This window comes from Luteimonas sp. 9C (assembly GCF_902506295.1).
Classification (GTDB): domain Bacteria; phylum Pseudomonadota; class Gammaproteobacteria; order Xanthomonadales; family Xanthomonadaceae; genus Luteimonas.
The window spans coordinates 755291-779669 of the sequence record NZ_LR733312.1 but is presented as its reverse complement, the minus strand read 5'-3'; the positions used below and the strand labels follow the sequence as shown (position 1 = coordinate 779669).

18 protein-coding genes are annotated in these 24379 nt (G+C 67.4%); 3 read left to right on the top strand and 15 right to left on the bottom strand.

The features are described from left to right. Positions 1–34: 34 nt before the first annotated feature. From CURTO8I2_RS03395 to CURTO8I2_RS03385, 3 genes are all read right to left on the bottom strand, one after another. Positions 35–523 carry an 8-oxo-dGTP diphosphatase gene (locus CURTO8I2_RS03395; protein WP_159678673.1) on the bottom strand — a complete coding sequence of 163 codons (489 nt, stop codon included), beginning with the start codon at positions 521–523 and terminating at the stop codon, positions 35–37. Between the two features lie 60 nt (positions 524–583). Then, positions 584–3919 (bottom strand): PAS-domain containing protein, encoded by a 3336-nt coding sequence (locus CURTO8I2_RS03390; RefSeq protein ID WP_159678672.1) that lies wholly within the window; start codon positions 3917–3919, stop codon positions 584–586. A gap of 166 nt (positions 3920–4085) precedes the next feature. Further along, positions 4086–6359: a TonB-dependent receptor gene (locus CURTO8I2_RS03385; RefSeq protein ID WP_159678670.1), complete on the bottom strand. Its 2274-nt coding sequence runs from the start codon at positions 6357–6359 to the stop codon at positions 4086–4088. 170 nt (positions 6360–6529) lie between these two features. Between CURTO8I2_RS03385 and CURTO8I2_RS03380 the strand changes: the two genes are divergently transcribed. Beyond that, entirely contained in the window at positions 6530–7933 is a 1404-nt protein-coding gene (locus CURTO8I2_RS03380) for a GntP family permease (RefSeq protein ID WP_159678668.1), read from the top strand. 9 nt (positions 7934–7942) lie between these two features. On the opposite strand, the gene trxC is transcribed toward CURTO8I2_RS03380, so the two are convergent. From trxC to map, 6 genes are all read right to left on the bottom strand, one after another. After that, complete coding sequence (trxC, locus tag CURTO8I2_RS03375; protein ID WP_159678666.1) at positions 7943–8377, bottom strand: thioredoxin TrxC; 435 nt, start codon at positions 8375–8377, stop codon at positions 7943–7945. Between the two features lie 57 nt (positions 8378–8434). Next, positions 8435–9571, bottom strand: a complete 1137-nt coding sequence (gene dapE, locus CURTO8I2_RS03370) for a succinyl-diaminopimelate desuccinylase (RefSeq protein ID WP_159678665.1) — start codon at positions 9569–9571, stop codon at positions 8435–8437. 133 nt (positions 9572–9704) lie between these two features. Next, a complete protein-coding gene (locus CURTO8I2_RS03365; RefSeq protein WP_159678663.1) occupies positions 9705–10064 on the bottom strand; it encodes an arsenate reductase in 360 nt (119 codons plus the stop codon). A gap of 5 nt (positions 10065–10069) precedes the next feature. Further along, positions 10070–10903, bottom strand: a complete 834-nt coding sequence (gene dapD, locus CURTO8I2_RS03360) for a 2,3,4,5-tetrahydropyridine-2,6-dicarboxylate N-succinyltransferase (protein WP_159678661.1) — start codon at positions 10901–10903, stop codon at positions 10070–10072. Between the two features lie 30 nt (positions 10904–10933). Then, entirely contained in the window at positions 10934–13546 is a 2613-nt protein-coding gene (gene glnD, locus CURTO8I2_RS03355; protein WP_236550988.1) for a [protein-PII] uridylyltransferase, read from the bottom strand. A gap of 4 nt (positions 13547–13550) precedes the next feature. Then, positions 13551–14333: a type I methionyl aminopeptidase gene (gene map, locus CURTO8I2_RS03350; RefSeq protein ID WP_159678657.1), complete on the bottom strand. Its 783-nt coding sequence runs from the start codon at positions 14331–14333 to the stop codon at positions 13551–13553. 480 nt (positions 14334–14813) lie between these two features. Between map and rpsB the strand changes: the two genes are divergently transcribed. After that, positions 14814–15614, top strand: coding sequence for a 30S ribosomal protein S2 (gene rpsB, locus CURTO8I2_RS03345; RefSeq protein WP_159678655.1), 801 nt, complete (start codon positions 14814–14816; stop codon positions 15612–15614). Positions 15615–15745: 131 nt separating this feature from the next. After that, complete coding sequence (gene tsf, locus CURTO8I2_RS03340; protein ID WP_159678653.1) at positions 15746–16624, top strand: translation elongation factor Ts; 879 nt, start codon at positions 15746–15748, stop codon at positions 16622–16624. A gap of 347 nt (positions 16625–16971) precedes the next feature. Here tsf and galU read toward each other — a convergent pair whose 3' ends face one another. The 6 genes from galU to rpsA form a co-directional block, all read right to left on the bottom strand. Next, on the bottom strand, positions 16972–17874 hold the full coding sequence (gene galU / locus CURTO8I2_RS03335; protein WP_159678651.1) for a UTP--glucose-1-phosphate uridylyltransferase GalU: 903 nt from the start codon (positions 17872–17874) through the stop codon (positions 16972–16974). Continuing rightward, entirely contained in the window at positions 17871–19781 is a 1911-nt protein-coding gene (locus CURTO8I2_RS03330; RefSeq protein WP_159678649.1) for a nucleoside-diphosphate sugar epimerase/dehydratase, read from the bottom strand. Before CURTO8I2_RS03330 ends, galU begins: the two co-directional genes overlap by 4 nt. Before the next feature lie 12 nt (positions 19782–19793). Beyond that, on the bottom strand, positions 19794–20750 hold the full coding sequence (locus CURTO8I2_RS03325; protein ID WP_159678647.1) for a glycosyltransferase family 4 protein: 957 nt from the start codon (positions 20748–20750) through the stop codon (positions 19794–19796). 45 nt (positions 20751–20795) lie between these two features. Further along, entirely contained in the window at positions 20796–21974 is a 1179-nt protein-coding gene (gene lapB / locus CURTO8I2_RS03320; protein WP_159678645.1) for a lipopolysaccharide assembly protein LapB, read from the bottom strand. Positions 21975–22154: 180 nt separating this feature from the next. Next, the gene (locus tag CURTO8I2_RS03315; RefSeq protein WP_096009334.1) at positions 22155–22457 is read right to left on the bottom strand and encodes an integration host factor subunit beta; all 303 of its coding nucleotides are present in this window, start codon (positions 22455–22457) and stop codon (positions 22155–22157) included. 62 nt (positions 22458–22519) lie between these two features. Next, a complete protein-coding gene (rpsA, locus tag CURTO8I2_RS03310) occupies positions 22520–24274 on the bottom strand; it encodes a 30S ribosomal protein S1 (RefSeq protein ID WP_255475749.1) in 1755 nt (584 codons plus the stop codon). Positions 24275–24379: the final 105 nt, after the last annotated feature.

Below are 24379 nucleotides of genomic sequence, written 5' to 3'. Positions count from 1 at the left end.
GGGGCTGGCCTGTCCACCTCGTCGCGCCACCAGCTCACAACCGCGAAAACGACCACGACTGCATGCGCCCGTCGCGGTACGGCATCACGCCATGGAACGCGCGCGGGTCGGTGTCGAACACCAGTGGCAGGAACTGACGGTCGCCTTCCCACAGCGGCAGTTCGAGAATGCGGTCGACGTCGACCCACTCCAGCGTGCCTTCCGGGTTCGAGGTCATCGGCGTGCCCTCGAACGCCTGGATGACGAACAGAAAGCCCAGCCAGTCCTCGCCCTGCTTGCCGAAGCCGGGCCAGCTGATCGTCCCGCGCAGCGTCATCGCCTCGCAGGTGATGCCGGCCTCTTCCATGATCTCGCGGCGCATGCCGGCGACGACGTCCTCGTCCGGCTCGACCTTGCCGCCGAGACCGTTGTACTTGCCGAGGTGATGATCGCCGGGCCGCGCATTGCGATGGATCATCAGCACCTGGCGGCGATTGGGCGAGAGCACGTAGCCGAGGGTGGCGACGATCGGGGTGTAGGGCATCGGGAGGCAGTCGAGGACGTCGGAAACCCGTCATTGTAGCGAGCCGGGCGGCCCCGGCCGTCAGCCGCGCATCGCGCGCATGCGGTCCAGCACCGACTTCAGCGCCAGTGGCCGGATCGGCTTGGGCAGCAGCGACAGCCCGGTGGCGAGCGCATCGCTGCGAACCGCGCCGGTGTCGTCGGCGCTGACGATCAGCGTCGGGCGTGCTGCGAAGCGCGCAGCCAGGCGCGCATGCAGTGCGATGCCGGTGTCGCCGTCATCGAGGTGATAGTCGAACACCCACAGATCGGCCGGCATCCGCGTGAGCGCACGCGCGGCCGCATCGCCATCGGCGACCTCGTCGACGCTGCAGCCCCACCCGCGCAGCAGCGTCGCCAGTGCCGCCAGCGCCGCGCGATCGTTGTCGACGACCAGCACGCGCGCGCCGGCGAGTCCGGCCCGGGTCGGCAGCGGCGCGACGCGGTCGACATGCGCACCCGCGACTGTGAGCGCGAACACCGTACCGTGACCGGTCCGGCTGCGCAGCGTGATCGGCGCCTGCAGCAGATGCGCGATGCGGTCCGCGATCGCCAGTCCCAGCCCGAGCCCCTGCCCGGCCGCGCCGTCGCCGCGACGGAATTCCTCGAAGATCACCGCCTGCTGCGCGTCGGGAATGCCCGGACCGGTGTCGTGCACTTCGATGCGCACCTGCCCGCGTACGCGGCGCACGCCGATCAGCACGCCGCCGCGCGCGGTGTAACGCACGGCGTTGCCGAGGAAGTTCTGCAGCACGCGCCGCAGCAGTTGCGGATCACTGTCGACCCAGACCCGGCTGGGCACGGAGCGGAACGACAACCCGCGCTCGGCCGCGAGCGCGGCGAATTCGGAGGCCAGCGGTTCGAGGACTTCGGCCAGCGGAAACGCGCGTGGCTGCGGTACCAGACCGCCGGCTTCCAGCCGCGACATGTCGAACAGACCGGTCAGCAGATCGCTGGTCGAATCCAGCGCGCCACGGATCTGCCGCAACTGCGGTTCCACGTCGCCCGGCAGCTGCTGCGACAACGCGTCGGTGAACAGCTGCGCAGCATGCAGCGGCTGCATCAGGTCGTGCCCCACGGCGGTCAGAAAGCGGGTCTTGGCCAGGTTCGCGCGCTCGGCCTCGCGCCGCGCCTGGTCGAGGCTGTCGGTCCGCTCGGCAACCCGCTGCTCCAGTGTTTCGTTCGACAGGCGCAGCGCGTGTTCGGTGCGGCGGAACGCGGTGACATCGGTGAAGGTCGCGACGAAGCCGCCGCCGGGCATCGTGTTGCCGCGGATCTCGATCACCTGCCCGCCGACGAGCCGTCGCTCGGCCACGTACGGCGTGCCGGCGCGCATGTGGCGCAGCCGCTTGTCGACCTCGGCTTCGACGTCGACCGCGCCGATCAGACCGCTGGCCACGTTGTGCCGCACCAGCGCCGCCACTTCGACGCCGACGCGCAGCAGCGACGACGGGTAGCCGAACAGCTCGGCATAGCGGCCGTTCCACGCGACCAGCCGCAACTGGTCGTCGACGACGCTGATGCCCTGGGTCATGTTCTCCAGCGCGGCCTCGAGCACACGCTGGTTGAAGCGCAGGTCCTGCGAGGCCTCGCCGACGATGGCGGCGACGGTGTCGAAATCCGGGCCGGCATCGCGTCGCGCGGCGTCGAGCAGCAACCGCGCCGAAGCCGCGCCGAGCACGGCCGAGAGTTCGCGTTCCATCCGCGCCTGCACGCGCCGCGGCACCGGCCCCTGTGCAGGGGCGTCCTGCAGCAGTTCGTCGACGCGGGCGCCGGAGAGAAAACGCCGGCCGGCGCTGGCCAGGGTCTGCCGGCTCGCACCGGGACGACGGCGCCGCGCGGCCGCCGTGTCGGGCGACTGGCGCAGCGACAGCAGCCACGTCACCGCAACGCCGACCGACAGGCTGGCGCCCACCGCGCGGCCGAGCCGGCTCCAGCCGGTCAGACCGAACAGGCCATCGGGCGACAGCCATGCGAACGCGTCCGGCCACGCCTGCAACCATGTCGGCGCATTGCCGGCGAGCATCGGCACCAGCATCACCCACGCCCATGCGGCGAACGCGGCGAGGACGCCGACCAGCGCCGCGGACGGCGGCGTCTGCGGACGCAGCACCGCGAAGCCGAGCGCCGGCACCAGCGTGGCCAGCGCCGAGAACGACACCGCGCCGACATCCGCCAGCGCCTCGTTGCCGCTGACCATGCGGCTGTAGATCCAGCCCAGCAGCATGATGGCCACGATCACGCCGCGCCGCAGCAGCAGCAACGCGCCGCGATGGTCGTCGCCCTCCCCGCGCGACCAGGCGCCGCGCAACAGGCCCGGCGCGAACCAGTGGTTGCCGATCATCAGGCTCAGCGTCAGCGTGCTGACGATGACCATGCCGGTCGCCGCGCTCAGGCCACCGAGAAACACCATCAGAGCGAGGCCTTCCTGCCCCATCGCCAGTGGCACGGCGAGCGCGTACATGTCCGAGGACACCGAATCGCCGAGCAGGGCGCTGCCCGCGCGCGCCAGCGGGAGCATCGGCAGTGCGATCAGCAGCAGGTACAGCGGAAACCGCCAGCGCGCCGCGCGCACGTGCGATTCTTCGCGGCATTCCACGACGCCCACGTGGAACTGGTGCGGCATGATGCACATCGCCGCCGCGCCCAGCAGCACCAGCGGCACGAAGCCGCCGGCGCCTCCGGCCACCGGCGTCACCACGGCCGGCGATGCGAATGCCGGCACCCCGCGCAGCCCGAACCAGACGAACAGGCCCAGCGCGAGCATCGCGGCGAGCTTGAAGACGGATTCGAACGCCATCGCCAGCACCAGGCCGCGGTTGTGTCCCGCCGCGCTCGCACGCCGCGTGCCGAACAGCATCGTGAACAGCGCCATCGCCAGCGCGACGTACAACGCGCTGTCCTGCCACGGCGCAGCGGCGCCCGCCTGCGCCTGCGGCTGGCCGAGCAGGGTCGCGTAGCTCATCGCCACGGCCTTGAGCTGCAGCGCGATGTACGGCACCAGGCCCAGCGCGACCACCAGCGTCACCGTCGCCGCGAGCCAGGCGTCGCGGCCGAGCCGCGAGGCGATCAGATCGGCCAGCGATGTCGCATTGCTGTCGCGCGCGAGCCGCACCAGCCGCAGCAGCACCGGCCAGGCCAGCAGGTGGAACAGGATCGCGCCGAGGAAAGTCGGCGGGAGCGGCCAGCCGTAGCGCGCGGCCTGCGTGACCGTGCCGTAGAACGTCCACGAGGTGCAGTGCACCGCGAGCGACAGCACATAGATATGCCGCCAGCGCGACCCCAGCGCATCGGGATGGCGCTCGCCGTAGACCGCGGCCGCAAACATCGCCGCCAGCCACACACCGACCGCTGCCACGACGACGCCGACACTCAGCATGCCGGGCGCCGCAAACGCAGTGTCGATGTCGATTCCGATGTCACGGCATGACTGTCCCCGGGGTCGCCGGCGAGCATAGCGCAGCGCGGCCGCTGGTCCGGACGCACGAAGGCCGCCCGCAGGCGGCCTCCGCTTCCAGCATTCGACACGTCAGGACCGCGACGCGTCAGAAGTTGTAACGCACCGACACGTAGTGGTTGCGGGGCATGCCGTAGTACGCGGTCTGGATGTTGCCGACCGAGGAGAACTCCTGGCCGTCGGTCTTGTAGACCTCGTCGCCGAGATTGCGCACGCCGGCGCGCACCTGCCACGTGTACTGCGGCGAATCCCACACGCCGAACAGACCGAACAAGGTATACGCGTCCTGCTTGAGGTTGGGGCGGTTGTCGACCGACAGCCACACATCGTCGCGGTACGACGCATCCCCGCCCAGCGTCAGCGCACCGTTGCCGCCCAGCGGGAACGTGTGCTGCAGCGCGACGCGCGCGGTCCATTCGGGCGAGAAGGGCACGAAATCGTGCAGGTTGGCCAACGCCGGATTGAGGTCGACGCGCGGGTCGACGAATTCGTCGTAACGCGCGTCCAGGTACGACAGCTGACCGCTCAGACGGGTGTTGTCGCCCAGCAGCGCCTGGCCTTCCAGCTCGATGCCGTCGATCACCAGTTCCGCGGCATTGAGCACCGGGAATGCGAAGGTCGGTGTCGGCGAGCCCGGGTTCTGCACTTCGGACACGCGCGCCTGGAAGTCCTTGTAGTTGCTGCGGAACGCCGAGACATTGGCCTGCACCCGTCCTTCGGCGAAGCGCATCTTCAGGCCCGCTTCGTAGGTCCAGACGTACTCCGGATCGAACACCGCGCTGCTGACTTCGGCGGCGGTGTTGGCGCGACCGTTGAAGCCACCGGACTTGAAGCCGCGGTTGGCCGACACATAGCCCATCACGTCATCGCTGAAGGCCTTCTGCAGGCTCAGTGACGGCGTCCACGCATCCCAGCTCTGGTTGCCCTGGAACGCGACCGTCTCGTTGAGCGCGGCCAGGATGGGCCCCCAGAACGTGCTGGTGCTGCGTGCGTAGTCCTTCTCTTCACGGGTGTAGCGCAGGCCCGCCGACAGCGTCCATGTGGGCACGAACTCCCAGGTCGCGTGCGCGAACGCCGCCCGGCTGGTGGTCTCCAGATCGTCGTCGATCGTGCGCAGGAACGAGATCGGCAGCGTCGCGAACGCGAACAGATCGTCCGCGTAAGCCTCCTGGTGCGAGGGCACGTTCTCGCGCATCGCGTAGGCGCCGAAGATCATCTGCAGGTTGCTGCCGTTGTCGTACTGCAGCTGCACCTCCTGGCTCACCTGCTCCTGATCGATCGCCACCAGCACGTCGCCGAGCTCGAATTCCGACGCATCGATGTCGATGAACGATGCCGTCTCCAGCGCACGCCACGCGGTGATGCTGCGAAGCGACCACTGCGCGTCCATGTCCCAGCCCACATTGAGACTGGCGCCCTTGTGGGTGAGCGTCTGCCCCTGGTCGGGATTGAACGACGTGCGCGTGTTGAAGTCGTATTCGCCCGTCGACACCGGCCGCAGCACGACCGGCCCGAGCGCGAGATCGGTGCGGATCAGCGGCGCGGTCGGCTGACCGAGCGTCAGCGCGTTGTCCTGGCGGGTGTAATCGAGCGACAGCGTCGCGGTCACCGCGTCGCTGGGGCGGAACGCCAGCTTGCCGCGCAGCGACTGCGTTTCCTCGCCGTTGTAGTCCTCACCCGTCGTCGGGTCGGTCACGAAGCCGTCGTTGTTGATCGACGCACTGGCGAGACTCAGCGCGACGCGGTCGTTGATCGGCGCGCCGACGTAGAAGCGACCGTCCAGGCGACCGAAGCTGCCGCCGGTGAGCTCGACCGAGCCGCCATCGTCCTCGAAGGGATTGCGGGTCGTGATCTTGATCGCGCCGCCGGTGGAGTTCTTGCCGTACAGCGTGCCCTGCGGGCCGCGCAGCACTTCCACCTGCTGCACGTCGAACAGCGAGAACAGCGCGCCATTGATCCGCGAGTAGTAGACGTCGTCGACGTACATGCCGACGCCGGGATCGAAGGTCTGCAATGCATCGGGCTGGCCGATGCCGCGGATGAACACGTTCACCGAGTTTGACGAGCCGCGGCCCTGCACGATGTTCATGTTGGGCACCGCGCCCTGCAGGCCATCGATGTTGCTGGCCTGCAGGTCTTTGAGCTGCTCCTCGCCGAAGGCGCTGACCGCGACCGGCACGTCCTGGATCGATTCGCTGCGGCGACGCGCGGTCACGGTGATCGCGTCGAGTGTCGTCGCCGAGCTGCCGGCCTGCGTCTGCGGCGCCGGGTCGGCGGCCTGCTGCGCGTGCACCGCAGGTACGGACAGACCGAAACCGACGGCCAGACTCAGGGCGGTATGCCGGATGGTGTTGCGCTTCATTGTGTCCCCTCCCACGGGTCGCATGTGTGCGGCACGGTGCCGCCCGAACGCAAGACTAGGGAGTGACGGCGGCGCGCGGCATCGTACCTTCGGACAATGGCCGCCGGTGCGCGGCGACCCCGACACTGCGCCCCATCTGGCCCTCCGGCCGCGGGGAAGTGTGGGACCACATGGACTTTCTGATCGTACTGGGCGCGCTGGTGTTCCTGATGGTGGTCGCCTACCGCGGCTACAGCGTGATCCTGTTCGCGCCGATCGCCGCCCTGGGCGCGGTGCTGCTGACCGACCCCACCCTGGTCGCGCCGATGTTCACCGGCCTCTTCATGGACAAGATGGTCGGCTTCCTGAAGCTGTATTTCCCGGTGTTCCTGCTGGGCGCGGTGTTCGGCAAGGTCATCGAGCTGTCGGGCTTCTCCAAATCGATCGTCGCCGCCACCATCCGTCTGTTCGGGCCGAAGCAGGCGATGCTGTCGATCGTCGTGGTCTGCGCGCTGCTGACCTACGGCGGCGTGTCGCTGTTCGTCGTCGTGTTCGCGGTGTATCCGTTCGCGTCCGAGCTGTTCCGCCAGAGCGACATTCCCAAGCGGCTCATTCCCGGCACGATCGCGCTGGGCGCTTTCACCTTCACCATGGACGCCCTGCCCGGCACACCGCAGATCCAGAACATCATTCCGACGTCCTTCTTCGGCACCGACGCCTGGGCCGCGCCGGTGCTGGGCACGATCGGCGGCGTCTTCATCCTCGCCATCGGCATGACCTATCTCGAATGGCGCCGCCGCGCGGCGCAGCGCAGCGGCGAAGGCTACGGCGATCCCGCGACGCTGCTCAACGAGCCCGCGCCGTTCGCCGGCGGCACGCTCGCCAATCCGCTGATCGCGCTGCTGCCGCTGGTACTGGTGGGCGTGAGCAATATCGTGTTCACCCGCTGGATTCCGACCTTCTACGGCGCAAGCCACAGCTTCCTGCCGAGCGTGATCGGCGACCCGGCGCCCGTCGTGCAGGAAGTCTCGCGCATCGCCGCGATCTGGGCCGTCCAGGGCGCGCTGCTGGTCGGCATCCTCACCGTGCTGGCGTTCGCGTGGAAGCCGGTGCTGACGAGTTTCGCCGAAGGCACCAGGACTGCGATCAACGGCGCGCTGCTCGCCTCGATGAACACCGCATCCGAATACGGCTTCGGCGCCGTCATCGCCGCGCTGCCGGGCTTCCTGCTGGTGACGCGCGGCCTGGGCACGATCTCCGATCCGCTGGTCAACGAAGCGGTCACCGTGACCGCGCTCGCCGGCATCACCGGCTCGGCCTCGGGCGGCATGGGCATCGCGCTCGCAGCGATGTCGGAGACCTTCATCGCCAATGCGAACGCGGCCGGTATACCGATGGAAGTCCTGCACCGCGTCGCGTCGATGGCCTCGGGCGGCATGGACACGCTGCCGCACAACGGCGCGGTGATCACCCTGCTCGCGGTGACCGGCCTGACCCATCGCCAGGCCTACAAGGACATCTTCGCGATCACCCTGATCAAGACCCTCGCGGTGTTCGTGATCATCGGCCTGTTCTACGCGACCGGCTGGGTCTGAAGACGCGCGTCAGCGCTGCTGGCGCGCGAACTGCAGGATTGCCTGCAACGGCATTGCGCCGGACTGGCGCGCGATCTCGCGACCCCCGGCGAACAGCACCAGCGTCGGAATGCTGCGGATGTGGAAGCGGCCGCCGAGTAGTGGCTCGGCTTCGGTATCGACCTTGGCCAGCACGATCCGCGGCGCGAGTTGCGCGGCCGCCTGTTCGAACGCCGGCGCCATCGACAGGCAGGGCCCGCACCACGGCGCCCAGAAGTCGACCAGCAGCGGCAGATCCGACTGCAGTGCGTGCGCGTCGAAACTGCCCGCGGTCAGCGTGATCGGCTGCGCAGGCAGCAGCGCGGCCTTGCAGCGGCCGCAGGTCGGTGCCTCCGACAGCCGCGCATGCGGTACGCGGTTACGGGTGTGGCACTGCGGGCAGGCGACGATGGCGGAATCGGTCATGGTGTGCTCCCTTCCTGCGCAGCGTGCACGCGCGCGCGTCGACACGCGGACAAGACGTCAGCCCGCGCCCGGCAGCAGGCGCGCGATGAGCGCTTCGTAGAGATCGGGCAGCGCTTCGAGATCGGCGACGCGGATGTGTTCGTCGACCTGATGGATGCTGGCGTTGACCGGGCCGATCTCGATGCACTGCGCGCCCAGCGGCGCGATGAAGCGCGCGTCCGAGGTGCCGCCGCCGGTGCTTTCCTCGGGCGGCGCGCCGGCGAAGGTCGTCAGCACGTCACGTGCCGCGGCGCGCAGCGGGCCCTCCGGCGTGTAGAACGGTTCGCCGCTGCGATGCCAGGCCAGCGTGTAGTCGAGTGCATGGCGATCGAGCAACGCGGCAATCTCGGCCTCGAGCTTCGGCGCATCCCAGTTCGGTGTGTAGCGCAGGTTGAACTGCACGGTCGCGCTGCCGGGAATGACATTGGTCGCGCCGGTGCCGGCGGCGATGTTGCTGATCTGCAGGCTGGTCGGCGGAAAGGATTCGAAACCGTCGTCCCAGCGTCGCCCGACGAGTTCGGCCAGTGCAGGCGCCGCGTCGTGGATCGGATTGCGTGCCTTGTCCGGATACGCCACATGCCCCTGCACGCCGCGCACCGTCAACGTCGCCGACAGGCTGCCGCGACGACCCACGCGCAGCAGATCGCCCAGCGTCGCCGTCGACGAGGGCTCGCCGGTGATGCACCAGTCGATCCGCGTACCGCGCTCGGCGAACGTCCGCGCGACGCGGCGCACGCCGTCGATCGCATCGCCTTCTTCGTCCGATGTCAGCAGCACTGCAAGCGTGCCCATGTGGTCGGGATGCGCGGCGACGAAGCGCTCGGCCGCGACGACGAAGGCGGCGACGCCGCTCTTCATGTCGGCCGCCCCCCGGCCGTAAAGCACGCCGTCGCGGATCTCGGGTTCAAAGGGATTCGACGTCCACGCCTCGACCGGCCCACTCGGCACGACATCCGTGTGGCCCAGCAGCACCAGCACCGGCGCGCCCTGTCCGTGCGTGGCCCAGAGATTGTCGACCGCGCCAAAGCGCATCCACTCGATCGCAAAACCTGCAGTCTGCAGGCGCGCGGCGATCAGCGCCTGGCAGCCGGCATCGTCGGGTGTGACCGATTTGCGTGCGATCAGGTCACGGGTGAGATCGAGGACGTCGGACATCGTGAGGTGCACTCCGGTGCAGCAGGAACAGATCGGGATCGGCCTCTTCCAGCAGCGCGCTGGCGCGCGAAAGACGATCCCGGGAACCCCGTTCGCGCGCAAGCGCGCTGCTCCGGGGTGCGTTACACACGTATCAGTCGATGCCGAAGCGCTTCTTGAACCCGTTGTCGCTGAAGCCTTGGCTGATCCCGCCATCTTCGGTGACCACCAGCGGACGCCGGATCAGCTGCGGGTACTCGCGCAGCAGCAGCTTCCATTCCGCATCGCTGGCCGCCGCCTTGCGGTTGTCCGGCAGCTGCCGCCAGGTCGTCGAGGACTTGTTGACCATCGCCTCGAAACCGCCGAGCTTGCCGGCCCACGCGACCAGCGTCTCCGGCGTCGGTTTGTCTTCGCGGTAGTCGACGAAGGTATGCGCGACGCCGAAGCGGTCGAGCCATTTCAACGCCTTCTTGCAGGTATCGCAGTTCTTGAGGCCGTAGACGGTGGTGGTCATGGCGTTCAGTCCGCCAGACCGCGCAGCAGATCGTTGACACTGGTCTTGCTGCGCGTCTTCTCGTCGACCTGCTTGACGATCACCGCGCAGTACAGCGAGTGCGAACCGTCCTGGGCCGGCAACTGACCGGAGACGACGACACTGCCGGGCGGCACGTAGCCGTAGCTGACCTCGCCGGTCGCGCGGTTGTAGATGCGGGTCGACTGGCCGAGGAACACGCCCATGCCGATGACGCTGTGGTGGCCGACGACCACGCCTTCGACGACTTCCGAACGCGCGCCGATGAAGCAGTGATCTTCGATGATCGTCGGGCTGGCCTGCAGCGGTTCCAGGACGCCGCCGATGCCCGCGCCGCCCGACAGATGCACATGCTTGCCGATCTGCGCGCAGGAGCCGACGGTCGCCCAGGTGTCGACCATCGTGCCTTCACCGACGTACGCGCCGATGTTGACGAAGCTCGGCATCAGCACGACGTCGCGGCCGAAATAGGTGCCGCGACGCACGGCCGCACCCGGGACCACGCGCACGCCGGCGGCCTTGAACTTGGCTGCATCGAAGCCCGCGAACCGCGGCTCGACCTTGTCCCAGAACGGCGCTGGCTGCGCATCGACGACGGCCATGTCGTTGGTGCGGAAATACAGCAACACCGCCTTCTTCAGCCATTCGTTGACCTGCCAACCGCCGCTGCCATCGGGCTGTGCGACGCGCAGTTCGCCCGACTCCAGCCCCTGCATCGCCTGCTCGACCGCCGGTTTGACCACATCGCCGATCTCGACGGCGGTCAGGTCGGCGCGACGCGCGAATGCATCTTCGATGGTGGTCTGCAGGGGATGGGTCATGACGGGACTTCGTGGGGAAAAACGGGGCCGTTATCGTGCCACGTCGCCGTCGATCGAGGCGAGCAGCGCGCCGCGCAAGGCGACCTGCGCATCGTCATCGAGCAGGCGGCCCGCGCTGTCGCTCAGGCGGAACACGTCCTCGACGCGCTCGCCGAAGGTCGCCACGCGCGCATCGTGCACACGCACGCCATGCTGGCGCAGCACGTGGGCCACGTCGGCCAGCAGGCCGGGACGGTCGGTGCACACGAGGCTGAACACCGTCTGCCGGCCGTCGGCGCCGGCATTGAATTCGATGCGCGGCGGCACGCGGAAGTGCCGCAGATGCCGCGGCTGCGCGCGGCGCGCGGGACGCAGATCCAGCGAACCGGTGAGCACCGTCGTGAGCTTGCGCTCGATCGCGACCAGCTCCAGCTGCTGGCGCGTATCCGCCGGCAGCACCTGGAACACGTCGAAGATCGTGCCACCCGGTCCGTCCAGTGCGCGCGCCTGCTGGATCACCAGCCCGAGCCGGTCGAGCGTGATGACGATGGCCGAGAACAGACCATCGCGATCAGGCGAATGCACGAACACCTCCAGCGCCTGCGCACCGGCCGCCAGCCGGCGCACGCGCACGACGACGTCACCGTCGCTGGTGTCGCGCAACCCCAGCGCCTGCCAGACGACCTGGTCGGCGCGACCGCGCAGGAAGCTTTCCTGCGGAATCCGGGTGAACAGCGCATCGGCCTCGGCGTCCTCGACCCCATGTGCCGACAGCAGCCCGCGCGCACGATCGCGCGCCTCGGCGATGCGCTCGACGGCGGCCACGGGATTCTCCAGACCGCGTCGCAGCGCAAGCCGCGTCGCGCTGCGCAGATCGGTCAGCAGCCGGTCCTTCCACGCGTTCCACAGCTTCGGCGACGTGCCGGCGATGTCGGCGCAGGTCAGCAGATAGAGATAATCGAGACGCTCGCGATCCGCGACCTCCGTCGCGAACTTGTGGATCACCGCAGGATCGGAGATGTCGAGCTTCTGCGCGCTGGTCGACATCAACAGATGCCGCTTGACCAGCCATTCGACGAGCGCGGTGTCCGGCTCGCCGAGGCCGTGACCTTCGCAGAACTCGCGCGCATCCACGGCGCCGAGTTCCGAATGGTCACCCCCACGGCCCTTGGCGATGTCGTGGAACAGGCCGGCGATCAGCAGCAGTTCCGGCTTGCGCAGTTGCGGCCAGACCTCGTGCGCGCTGGAGAACCGGTCGTCCGGCGCCTCGGACGCGAAGCTGGCGATGTTGCGCAGCACCGCGAGCGTGTGCTGGTCGACCGTGTAGACGTGGAACAGGTCGAACTGCATGCGGCCGGTGACGTTGGCGAACTCCGGAATCCACACACCCAGCACGCCCAGGCGCGCCATGCGCTCCAGCGTGCGTACCGGAATCGGCCCGCGCAGCAGGCCGAGGAACTGCTCGCGCAGCGCCGTCGACGCATTCCGCCACGAGGGCAGCGCATGCAGTGATTCGGCCAGCGCACGCGCCGTCTGCGAATGCAGGCCGCGCAGTTCCTGGTGATCGGCCCACATCGCGAACAGATCGAACACCCGGGCGATGTCGCCGCCCGGCCAGACGTCGTCGCGTGCGACCAGATAGCCGCGCTGACTGCCGAACTCCGCGTCGAGCGGCTGCAGCGTGCCCTCGCCTTCGATCTGTTCTTCGAAGCGCTGCAGCATGCGTTCGCTGATCCGCTGCACCACCGACGCGCTGCGGTAGAACTCCTGCATCATCTTCTCGACCAGCGGATTGTCCGCCGCCTCGACGTGATGCAGACGCGCGGCCAAGGCCTTCTGGTAATCGAAACGCAGGCGCTCTTCGGCCTTGCCGGCGACCAGATGCAGGCCGAACCGCAGTCTTGACAGCGTGCGCCGCTCGCGCTCGAGCGTGGCGTGTTCGTCGACGCCGAGCTGGCCGAGCGCGATCAGTTCTTCGGTACCGTAGACGCCCAGCACGCGACGCGCCATCCAGCGCAGGTTGTGGACGTCACGCAGGCCACCGGGACCGTCCTTGATGTTGGGTTCGAGATTGTCGGCCGTGTCGCCGAAGCGCGCGTGGCGCATCTCCAGCTCGCGGCGCTTGGCATGGAAGAAGTCGTCCGCCGGCCAGATCCTGGTATCAGCGATCGCATCCATCAGCGCGCGCACTTCGCCGATGTTGGCCAGCAGCGGCCGCGCTTCCAGCAACGCGGTCAGCACGGTCACATCCGCCGCGGCGCGCGTGCACTCCTCGAAGCTGCGGACCGCATGCCCGACGGGCAGACCGAAATCCCACAGCAGCGCGAGCATCCGACCCAGGGCTTCGGCGTGTTCGGCCTGCGCCTCGGAGGTGGCGATGACCAGCAGATCGATGTCGGAATGCGGGAACAGTTCGCCGCGGCCATAGCCCCCGACCGCGAACAGCGCGAGTGGCGCATCGCCGGGGATGCAGCGCGCCCAGGCCTTGCGCACCCAACCATCCACGGCGTTGGCGCGCGCCGCGAGCAGGCGATCGATGTGCTGGCCTGCGTCGAAACCCTGCGCCAGACGCGCGTCGTGGGCGGCGAGCGCGGCTCGCGCCTCCGCTGCCCAGGCCAGATCGCCGCAATCGGCACCGGGACTCTGGGGCGCGGCCCGGTCCACCACGTCAGAGGAACGCGTCGTTGTCGTCGCCGGGAATGCGGGTCAGCACGTCCACGCCGTCCGCGGTGACCGCGACCGTGTGCTCCCACTGCGCCGACAGCTTCCGGTCCTTGGTGACGACGGTCCAGCCATCGGGCAACACCTTGGTGAAGCGGGTGCCCTCGTTGATCATCGGCTCGATCGTGAAGGTCATCCCTTCCTTGAGCACGACCCCGGCGCCCGGCGTGCCGTAGTGCAGTACCTGCGGTTCGTCGTGGTAGACCTTGCCGATGCCGTGGCCGCAGTACTCGCGCACCACGCTGAAACGCTCGGCCTCCGCGTACTTCTGGATCGCGTGCCCCACATCGCCCAGCGTCGCGCCCGGCTTCACCTCCCGGATCCCGCGCCACATCGCCTCGCGGGTCACCTCGACGAGGCGCCGCGCCATCACCGATGGCGTACCGACGAAATACATGCGACTGGTGTCGCCGTGCCAGCCGTCCTTGATCACGGTGACATCGATGTTGATGATGTCGCCGTCCTTGAGGACCTTGGCGTCGTTCGGGATGCCGTGGCAGATGACATTGTTGGCCGAGATGCACGTCGTCTTGGGGTAGCCCTTGTAGCCGACGTTGGCCGGAATCGCGCCCTGCACCCGGATGATGTGGTCGTAGCAGATGCGGTCCAGTTCCTCGGTCGTCACGCCGGGCTTCACATGCGGGGCCGCGATCTGCAGCACTTCGGCGGCCAGCCGGCCTGCCACGCGCATCTTCTCGATCTCTTCGGGTGTCTTGGTGTGGATGCTCATGACGTCATTATCGCCGAATCGGGCCGTTCAGGGATGAGGAAGCGGTCAACAGGCGTGATCTGCAGGGCGCGAACGGTCGAGACCAGTCCGTGCTCGGACGCGTTTGCGGGAACACTTGCTGTCACAGGTACGTCTGTTCCACATGGCGGCCAGGCGCGTCACGCAGCCATGTGTCGCTGCCGGTGGATAGCCTGCGATCCGCCGCACCCGCCGCCAGATCTCCGACGCCCTGCCGTGCCAGTCGCACCGCACGCCGCCGGCTGCTACACTTCCGCTGCTGTGCGGGGTGACCCGCCGCCGATGCCGGGCGTCACCGGTAAATACACACCTGCTGCAATGTCCCGTGCCGGGGTGCCTCGAATGAGGTTCGGTCACGGAGGCGGCAGGGAGGCCCAACCCCGGAACCACTGCCCCGCTCCGTGCGGCGCACCCGCCCATACCCTTCCCGTGGCGGCCGGTTCCACTGTCAGGAGTTTCGCAATGCCCCAGATCACCATGCGCCAGATGCTCGAAGCCGGCGTCCACTTCGGCCACCAGACCCGTTACTGGAACCCGAAGATGGGTCCGTACATCTTCGGTGCGCGCGGCAAGATCCACATCATCAACCTCGAGAAGACCGTTCCGCTGTTCAACGACGCGATGAACTTCATCTCGGGTATCGCGCAGAAGCGCGGCATGATCCTGTTCATCGGCACCAAGCGCAGCGCGCGCGAAGCGATCAAGGAAGAAGCCGAGCGTTGCGGCATGCCGTTCATGACCCAGCGCTGGCTCGGCGGCACGCTGACCAACTTCGCCACGGTGAAGAAGTCGGTGTCGCGTCTGAAGGAGCTGGAAGCGGCTGAAACCGACGGCACGTTCGAGAAGCTGGTCAAGCATGAAGTGCTGGGCCTGCGTCGCGAGCGCGAGAAGCTGGAAGCCTCGCTGGGCGGCATCAAAGAGATGAACCGTCTGCCCGACGCGCTGTTCGTCATCGACATCGGTCATGAAGACATCGCCATCAAGGAAGCCAAGAAGCTGGGCATCCCGGTGATCGCCGTCGTCGATACGAACTACGATCCGGCCCTGGTCGACTACGCGATTCCGGGCAACGACGACGCGATCCGCGCCGTCCAGCTGTATGCGAACGCCGCTGCCGATGCCGTGCTGGAAGGCAAGGCCGCGACGCCGAGCGCGGCGACCGTGCGCGAGGAAGAGTTCGTCGAAGGCGGCGAGAAGCCGGCCCGCGCACCGCGTGGCAAGAAGGCTGAAGAGGCCGCACCGGCAGCACCCGCGGCCGAGTAACCGTCGCGACATGCGGCCGTCCCATGCTGGACGGCCGCCCATCGCGCCCTGCGCTGGACACCGCGCAGCGGCGCCGATTCCGTGAGGCGGGCACAGGCCCGCACGACAATCCCCGAATTCAGAGGTCTCCAATGGAAATCACCGCATCCCTGGTCAAGGAACTGCGCGAGCGCACCGGCGCCGGCATGATGGAGTGCAAGAAGGCGCTCAGCGAAACCGGCGGCAACATCGACGCCGCCGCAGAAGCGCTGCGCAAGTCGGGCCTGGCCAAGGCCGACAAGAAGGCCGACCGCGTCGCCGCCGAGGGCCGCATCGCCGCCGCCCAGAACGACAACGTCGCCGTACTGGTCGAGATCAACTCCGAGACCGACTTCGTCGCCAAGGATGACAACTTTCTGCGCTTCACCGACGTCGTCGCCCAGACCGCGCTGGCTTCCGGCGCTGCCGATGCCGACGCGCTGAAGGCGGCGAAGGTCGAGTCCGGCGAGACGATCGAGGAAACCCGCGCTGCGGTCATTTCCAAGGTCGGCGAGAACGTGCAGATCCGTCGCCTGGTGCGCGTCGAAAGCGCGAACAACGTGGCGGCCTACGTCCATGGCGGCCGCATCGGCGTGCTGGTCGAGCTCAAGGGCGGCGATGCCGACCTCGCGCGCGGCCTGGCGATGCATGTCGCGGCGATGAACCCGCCCTACAACAAGGCGAGCGACGTGCCGACCGATTTCGTCGAGAAGGAAAAGGAAATCGAGCTGGCCAAGATGTCCGAAAAGGACAAGAACAAGCCGGCCGACATTCTCGAGAAGATCATCAGCGGCAAGATCAACAAGATCGTCAACGAAGTCACGCTCTACGGCCAGCCCTACGTGCTGGACACCGACAAGACCGTTGAAGCCGTGCTGAAGGCCGCTGGCGCCGAAGTCGTCGGTTTCCAGCGTCTGGCCGTTGGCGAAGGTATCGAGAAGGTGGTTGAGGATTACGCGGCCGAAGTGATGAAGCAGGCCGGTCTGGCCTGATTCGCCTTGCATCCGTTCGGCGCTGCGGCGTCGGCGGTATGGCTTGATCCAAGAACGCGCCCGCATGGGCGCGTTTCTTTTTGCGTAAAAACGCAGCAGGAAGTGCGGTGACGCCGGATGGATGGACCGCACATCGCTGGATATCCATCGCGAGGGCGTCTGCGAACCGCGCCGTCGATGTTGCACCCGCGCGTCGCGACGGATGCTGTCTCCGGTGTCGAGCACTCGTCAAAGGCCCGCATGCCTTCAACGTCTCGCAGCAGACACGGGGCCGACCGCGGCGAAGCGCGCGGATACGAAAACGCCCGGCAGAACCGGGCGTTTCCATGACCACGTCACGAAGTGCATCACTCCAGCTCGCGCACACCGAGTTCCTTAAGTGCATTGCGCATCAGCACAGCTGCCGGCTCGCTGAGCTTCTCGTTGTCGAGCGCGTAGCGGATGGTCGCCTCGATCAGCCCCAGATGGGTGCCGCAGTCGAAACGGACCCCCTTGAAGCGATACGCGTGGACCGCCTGCTCGGCAAGCAGCGCCGCGATCGCATCAGTCAGCTGGATCTCGCCGCCCGCACCCGGTTTGGTGCTCTCGAGCAGTTCGAAGATGCGGCCATCGAGCACGTATCGACCGACCACTGCCAGCGTGCTGGGGGCATCGTCGGGCTTGGGCTTCTCGACCATCGCATGGATGCGGCCATGGCGGCCCTCGAACGCGTCGGTCGCCACGATGCCGTAGCTGGCCGTCTGCTCGCGTGCGACATCCTGCACCGCGATCATGCTCGCGCCGGTGGCCTCGTGCGCATCCGCCATCTGCCGCAGCGCGCCCGCGCCATTTCGGTTCCACAGCAGATCGTCCGGCAGCATCACCGCGAACGGCTCGTCGCCAATGACCGCACGTGCGCAGAGTACAGCGTGACCGAGACCGCGCGCCTCCGGCTGGGTCACGAAAATCGCCTGCACGCCATCAGGTAGCGGTCGACGGATCTTTTCCAGGAGCTCGTGCTTGCCTGCCGCCTCGAGACGATCCTCGAGCTCGTAGGCTTTGTCGAAATAATCGCCGATCGCGTGCTTGTAGCGGTTGGTGACGAAGACCAAGGTGTCGCAACCCGCCTCGATCGCCTCGTCCACCGCATACTGGATCAGGGGGCGATCGACGATGGGGAGCATTTCCTTCGGCACGGTCTTGGTCGCCGGCAGGAAGCGGGTCCCGAGTCCTGCAACGGGGAACACCGCTTTGCGGATCCTCTGCGTCATGTGTGTCTCGCGTGTCGTGGAGGGAATGCCACGATCGTTGCACTTCCGTTGTGTGTGGAACGCGATTGCAGCGGCGCGAACTCCGGGACGGCCTCGCGCAGCGAGGCGGCCAGCAACGCGAGGTCGTAGCGTGCAACGCCATCGACGAGCTTGGCGAGCGCGGTTCCGAGTCGCTCCGCATGCACGGTCCGCGCTTCCGCCAGCAGGATTTTCGGGTGCGTGGTGGGGCGATAGCGCTCGTCCGCATGGAACAGCGTCTCGTGGAGCTTCTCACCCGGGCGCAAGCCGGAGTAGACGATCGCGACATCCTGGTCGGGGTGCTTGCCGGCCAGACGGATCATCTGTTCCGCCAGCAGGCGGATCGACACGGGCTCGCCCATGTCGAGCGTATAAACCGCCTGCGCGGACCCGATCGCCACCGACTGCATGATCAGCTGGCAGGCTTCGGGAATCGTCATGAAGTAGCGGGTGACTTCGGGATCGGTGACGGTCACAGGACCGCCGCGCCGGATCTGCTCGCGGAACAGCGGCACCACGCTGCCTGCCGAATCGAGCACGTTGCCGAACCGTACGGTGATGAAGTCGGTGGATGCACCGACCGCCAGATCCTGACAGACCATTTCCGCCAGACGCTTGGTCGCACCGAGCACATTGACCGGATCGACCGCCTTGTCGGTGGAGATCAACACGAAGGTCGATACCTTGTGCGCGATCGCCGCATTCGCGACCGTGCGCGTCGCAAGCACGTTGTTGCGGACACCTTCCCGCAACTGCGCCTCAAGCACCGGGACCTGCTTGTAGGCGGCCGCGTGGAATACGGCATCGGGCGCCGCCAGACGCATCGCATGCTCGATCACCGCGACATCACCGCAGTCACCCAGCACCGGGACCAGCGTGATCCGCGGAAAGTCACGCCGCAGCTCGTTCTCGATACGGGTCAGCGCCAGCTCGTCCATTTCCAGCAGCGCGATCTGCGTGGTGCCATTGCGGGCGCACTGGCGACACAACTCCGATCCGATCGAGCCACCCGCGCCGGTGACCAGCACGCTGCGCCCCCGCAGCCAGGCCCGGATCGCTTTCCAGTCAGGCATGACGGGCTTGCGACCGAGCAGGTCCTCGATCGCGACCTCCTTCAGCTCGCCGGGCAGCGAGCGCCCTTCCAGCAGATCATCGAGCTTGGGGACCGTCCGGAAAGGAAGCCCCGTCCGCTCGCAGGCCTCGACGACCTTGCGCATCGCGACAGCGCCCGCGGACGGCATGGCGATCACGAGCAGTTTCGCGGCCGTCTCCGGCGCCAGTTTTTCGAGATCCTGGATCTTGCCCAGGACGGGCACACCCTGCAGCTGGCTGCCACGCAACTTGGGCGCGTCGTCGAGAAAACCCACCGGGTCGTAGGCGCCGGTCCTGCGTAGATCGCGCACCAGGGTCTCGCCGGCCTGCCCCGCGCCGAGAATCAGCACCCTGACCGCGGACTGGCTCGTCCGGGTCATGCCGTGATCCTTCCAGGCGCGATACAGCAGCCTGGGCATGCCCAGCAACGCCGCGAGCAACAGCGGATACGTGATCAGGACGGTCCGGGGAACCAGATTCAGCCGGTTGTAGACGAACAGCACCAACATGATCGTCAGCAGGCCCAACACGGCCGCTTTCACGATGTTCATCAGATCGGGCACGCTGGCGAACCGCCAGACGCCTCGATAAAGGCCGACCCGCCAGAAGATCGCCCCTTGGGCGATCAGGATCAGCGCAATCTCCGCCGACCAGAACGCAAAGGCAGGCGCGCTTTCCATGACCGAGTGGCGGAACTGGTGCAGGCCGATCCAGCACAGCCACACCATCGTCAGGTCGTGCAGCACGACGGCCACACGCGGACCCAGAACGCCAATCTTGGCCTTGAAGTCAATCATCCAGTCGCTTCCCTACGACAGGCGCGTCCGGCGTGCATGCCGGACACGGAAAATGAGCCAGATGGTGACACCGAAGAGATACCACGTGGCGAAGGCTCCGATCATAACGGGTTGCGGCGCGCCTGCCATCGAGATGGCGAGCAGAATCGACAACACAGCCCAGACGGCATAGCCGCTGGTGACGACGACATGGGCGTGCCCCGCCTGCACGCACCGCTGGTACATATGCTGTACGTGCGGTGTCCACCATCGTTCGCCGCGGATGATGCGCGACAGCAATGTCAACGCCGCGTCAATCAGGAACGGGCTGAGCGGCAGCAGCCAGAGCGCAGTCACGCCGACCTCCGGCGCGGGCGCGAATGCGATCAGGCACGCCGCCAGATAGCCCAGTGCGCCGCTGCCGACGTCGCCGAGGAAGATCCGCGCCTTGGGCGCGTTGAGTGGCAGGAACCCCAGGGTCGCTGCCACGACGATGCAGGCGAGCAGCGCGCCCTCGTCGCGGAGTCCGAGCAGCAGGAACCCCAGTGCCACGAGCACGAGCTGGGTCGACGCGAGACCATCGATCCCGTCCATGAAGTTCCAGACGTTGACCAGTCCCAGCGCGAGCAGGCACACGACGATCGACCACCAGATGGGCTGACCGCTTGCGGCCACGCCCCCGGCGAGCAGCATCGCCGCCACCAGATGGACGGCGAGGCGCACCCAGGGCGACAGCGGGCGATGGTCGTCGATCCACCCGATCCCCGCGACCAGCGCCAGACCCATCGCGCCGAGAAGACAGATGGACTGACCGCCACCGCCCCGGGTCCCGAGCCAGAGCATCGCCGGCAGCACGACCGCCACGATGGCGATGCCCCCACCACGGGGCGTCGCGACCGCGTGGCTGCGTCGCTCACCGGGCGCATCGATGAGTTGGCGCGCCAGCGCGTAGCGACGCGCCAGTACCGTCAACGCGAACGCGACGAGCAACGCGGCGACGCAGAGCGCAGCGGCGAGAGGTATTGAAACGGACACTCAGACCACGGCGTAGTTGAGCAGCGGCTTGATCGTGCCCCACTCCTTGCAGCTCGGGCATTGCCAGTGATGACTGCGCGCGCCGAAACCGCACTGCTTGCAGCGATAACTGGGATTGCGCACCAGCAACTGCTCGGTGATCAGACGCAACTCCTGCAGCGTGCCGACATGGTCGACGCCATCGGCGAGCGTGAGGTCGATCAGCGCGGCTTCGCCACGGACCGAAGGACGGTCCTTCAACTGGCGCGCAAGATAGGTCCGTGCCGCGCGCACACCCTCTTCCTGCTCCACGAGACGTGTCAGCGCGAGCACCGGCGCGACACCCTTGTAGTGCTCGGTCATCTGCGACAGGAAATTGCGCGCGCCCGGCACGTCACCGACGCGCTCGTAGGCCGCCAGCAAGGGCGCGAGGATCTCGGGCAGAAAATCCGCGTCGTGCCGCGCGGCGCGCTCGAACGCCCGGATCGCCGCGGCGTCGTTGCCGGCGTCGATCTCGATGCGGCCTTCCAGAATCCCGGCCCGCACCGAACCCGAATCCGCCGCGTAGGCGCGCTGCACCGCGCTGCGCGCGCCATCGGTATCGCCCGACGAACGAAGTCGATCGGCGAGTTCGCATTCGAACTGGGCGATCAGCTTGCCCATCGGCTCGCCGGTCGCCGCCTCGTAGCGCGTCGCGTTCTCGATCGCTTTCTGCCAGTCGCGTTCGGCCTGGTAGATGCCGATCAGATGCCGCAGCGCCTGCGGTGCGCGCTGGTCGATCTGGGCGAGATCGGAGAACACCGTCTCGGCGCGGTCGAGCAGTCCCGACTTCATGTAGTCCTCGCCCAGCGCGAGCAATGCCTGGACCTTCTGCTGGTCGTTGAGATCCGGTCGTTGGACCAGCCCCTGATGCAGCCGGATCGCACGATCCACTTCGCCGCGACGGCGGAACAGATGCCCGAGCGCGACCTGCGTCTCGAAGGTGTCCTTGTCGAGTTCCGCGATATGCAGGAACAGCTCGATGGCTTTGTCCGGCTGCTCGTTGAGCAGGTAGTTCAGGCCGCGGAAGTAGGTCGTCGATAGCCGGCTCACCTGCGTGTCGCTGTGACGCTCGCCGCCGCGACGACCGATCACCCAGCCGCTCAGGGCCGCGATCGGCAGCAGCAGGAAGAACCAGAACCACTCGGTCACAAACGCCATGGGTCACGCTCCATCGATGGATCGGCCGCGGACGCGCGACCCGGGCCGGCGATGGACATCACAGCGCGATGCGCCGGCGCCGACGGTGCGTCGACGATCCTACCCGCTTGCCGATCCTGCACGCCAACCATGCGGATATCCGCAGGGACGTGGAAAAGAAAATGGGACCGCGTTGGGCGGTCAGTCTTCGGCCGGCATCGGCTGCACGTCGCTGACGCGATCGCGGAGTTCCTTGCCCGGCTTGAAATGCGGCACATGCTTGCCCGGAAGCGCGACGGCATCGCCGGTCTTCGGGTTGCGTCCGGTGCGCGGCGGACGGAAATGCAGCGAAAAGCTGCCGAAACCACGGACTTCGATCCGATCGCCGGCCGCCAGTGCGCCGCCCATCATCTCGAGCATGGCCTTGACCGCAAGGTCGACGTCCTCGCCCTTGAGATGCGCCTGACGCTGGGTCAGCAGTTCGATGAGTTCCGACTTGGTCATGTCTCGTGCTTGCAGATGCGACAGCGCCGACCCGGGGATTCCCGGGCCGGCGCCGCATGGGCTTACTCGCCCTTGTTGCCCAGCTGCTCGCGCAGCAGCGCGCCCAGCTTGGTGGTGCCGCTCGACGCTTCCGAGGCCTGCTTGTTGTACTCGGCCAGGGTCTCGGCGGTTTCCGCCTCGTCCTTCGCCTTGATCGACAGCTGCAGGACGCGGGTCTTGCGATCGACACCGAAGTACTTGGCCTCGATTTCCTGACCGACCTTCAGATGCTGGCTGGCGTCGTCGATGCGCTGGTCGCTGATGTCACGCGCCTGCACATAACCTTCCACGCCTTCACCCATGTCGATCACGGCGCCCTTGGCGTCGACTTCCTTGACGGTACCGGTGACCTTCGAACCGCGCGGCGTCGTCGCCATGAACTGGCCCATCGGGTCCTGCTCGAGCTGCTTGACGCCCAGCGAGATGCGCTCGCGCTCCGGGTCGACGGCCAGCACGACGGCTTCGACCGTGTCGCCCTTCTTGAACGCACGTGCCACGTCTTCGCCGGTGGAGTTCCACGCGATGTCCGACAGGTGGATCAGGCCGTCGATACCGCCGTCCAGGCCGATGAAGATGCCGAAGTCGGTGATCGACTTGATCTGGCCGTCGACCTTGTCACCCTTCTTGTGGATGGCCGCGAAGGTCTCCCACGGGTTCGAGGTGACCTGCTTGATGCCGAGCGAGATGCGGCGACGCTCCTCGTCGACGTCGAGCACCATGACCTCGAGCTCGTCACCGACCTGTACCACCTTGGACGGGTTGACGTTCTTGTTGGTCCAGTCCATTTCGGACACGTGCACCAGGCCCTCGACGCCCGGCTCGATCTCGACGAACGCGCCGTAATCGGTGACGTTGGAGACCTTGCCGAACACGCGGGTGTTGGACGGGTAACGACGGGCGATGTTGTCCCACGGATCCTCGCCCAGCTGCTTGAGACCGAGCGACACGCGGTTGCGCTCGCGGTCGTACTTCAGCACGCGGACGTCGAGTTCTGCGCCCACTTCCACGACTTCGGACGGATGGCGCACGCGCTTCCAGGCCATGTCGGTGATGTGCAGCAGGCCGTCGATGCCGCCGAGGTCCACGAACGCGCCGTAGTCGGTCAGGTTCTTGACGACGCCCTTGAGCACCGCGCCCTCGACCAGCTTCTCCATCAGCTGCTCGCGCTCTTCCGAGTGCTCGCTCTCGACGACTGCACGGCGCGAGACGACGACGTTGTTGCGCTTGCGGTCCAGCTTGATCAGCTTGAACTCGAGTTCCTTGCCCTCGAGGTAGACCGGGTCACGGACCGGACGCACGTCGACCAGCGAGCCCGGCAGGAATGCGCGGACGTCCTTGATGTCGACGGTGAAGCCGCCCTTGACCTTGCCGCTGATGCGGCCGGTGATGGTCTCGTTCTTCTCGAGCGCTTCCTCGAGCTCGTCCCACACCATGGCGCGCTTGGCCTTCTCGCGAGACAGCACGGTCTCGCCGAAGCCGTTCTCGAGCGAGTCCAGCGCCACCTTGACGGTGTCGCCTTCCGCGACGTCGATCTCGCCGGCGTCGTTACGGAACTGTTCGATCGGCACGATGCCTTCGGACTTCAGGCCGGCGTTGATCACGACGACGTCGGTGCGGACCTGCACCACGACGCCGGTGACGATGGCGCCCGGCTTGAGCTTGGCCAGATTGGTCTGACTGGCTTCGAACAGTTCTGCGAATGATTCGGTCATTGGTAGATACCTGGTTGACTCAGACTGCGTGGCGGCGCGTTTCTGACGCGGAGGCCGGCAGTCCACCCGTTGGTCGGCCGTCGCGGGATTGCAGGGCCGTGAGTGTTGAGGTGAATGGACCGGCGGCCGGAACGATTCCGGACGCCGACATGGGAACAGCGGATGCAGCGG

Bases quoted from the DNA above. Each gene is read 5' to 3' on its own strand.
- CURTO8I2_RS03315 (WP_096009334.1), bottom strand. From the start codon at position 22,457: ATGACCAAGTCGGAACTCATCGAACTGCTGACCCAGCGTCAGGCGCAT.
- CURTO8I2_RS03330 (WP_159678649.1), bottom strand. From the start codon at position 19,781: ATGATTGACTTCAAGGCCAAGATTGGCGTTCTGGGTCCGCGTGTGGCC.
- lapB (WP_159678645.1), bottom strand. From the start codon at position 21,974: ATGGCGTTTGTGACCGAGTGGTTCTGGTTCTTCCTGCTGCTGCCGATC.
- CURTO8I2_RS03385 (WP_159678670.1), bottom strand. From the start codon at position 6,359: ATGAAGCGCAACACCATCCGGCATACCGCCCTGAGTCTGGCCGTCGGT.
- trxC (WP_159678666.1), bottom strand. From the start codon at position 8,377: ATGACCGATTCCGCCATCGTCGCCTGCCCGCAGTGCCACACCCGTAAC.
- map (WP_159678657.1), bottom strand. From the start codon at position 14,333: ATGAGCATCCACACCAAGACACCCGAAGAGATCGAGAAGATGCGCGTG.
- dapD (WP_159678661.1), bottom strand. From the start codon at position 10,903: ATGACCCATCCCCTGCAGACCACCATCGAAGATGCATTCGCGCGTCGC.
- galU (WP_159678651.1), bottom strand. From the start codon at position 17,874: ATGACGCAGAGGATCCGCAAAGCGGTGTTCCCCGTTGCAGGACTCGGG.
- CURTO8I2_RS03365 (WP_159678663.1), bottom strand. From the start codon at position 10,064: ATGACCACCACCGTCTACGGCCTCAAGAACTGCGATACCTGCAAGAAG.
- rpsB (WP_159678655.1), top strand. From the start codon at position 14,814: ATGCCCCAGATCACCATGCGCCAGATGCTCGAAGCCGGCGTCCACTTC.
- CURTO8I2_RS03390 (WP_159678672.1), bottom strand. From the start codon at position 3,919: ATGCTGAGTGTCGGCGTCGTCGTGGCAGCGGTCGGTGTGTGGCTGGCG.
- dapE (WP_159678665.1), bottom strand. From the start codon at position 9,571: ATGTCCGACGTCCTCGATCTCACCCGTGACCTGATCGCACGCAAATCG.
- CURTO8I2_RS03395 (WP_159678673.1), bottom strand. From the start codon at position 523: ATGCCCTACACCCCGATCGTCGCCACCCTCGGCTACGTGCTCTCGCCC.
- tsf (WP_159678653.1), top strand. From the start codon at position 15,746: ATGGAAATCACCGCATCCCTGGTCAAGGAACTGCGCGAGCGCACCGGC.
- CURTO8I2_RS03380 (WP_159678668.1), top strand. From the start codon at position 6,530: ATGGACTTTCTGATCGTACTGGGCGCGCTGGTGTTCCTGATGGTGGTC.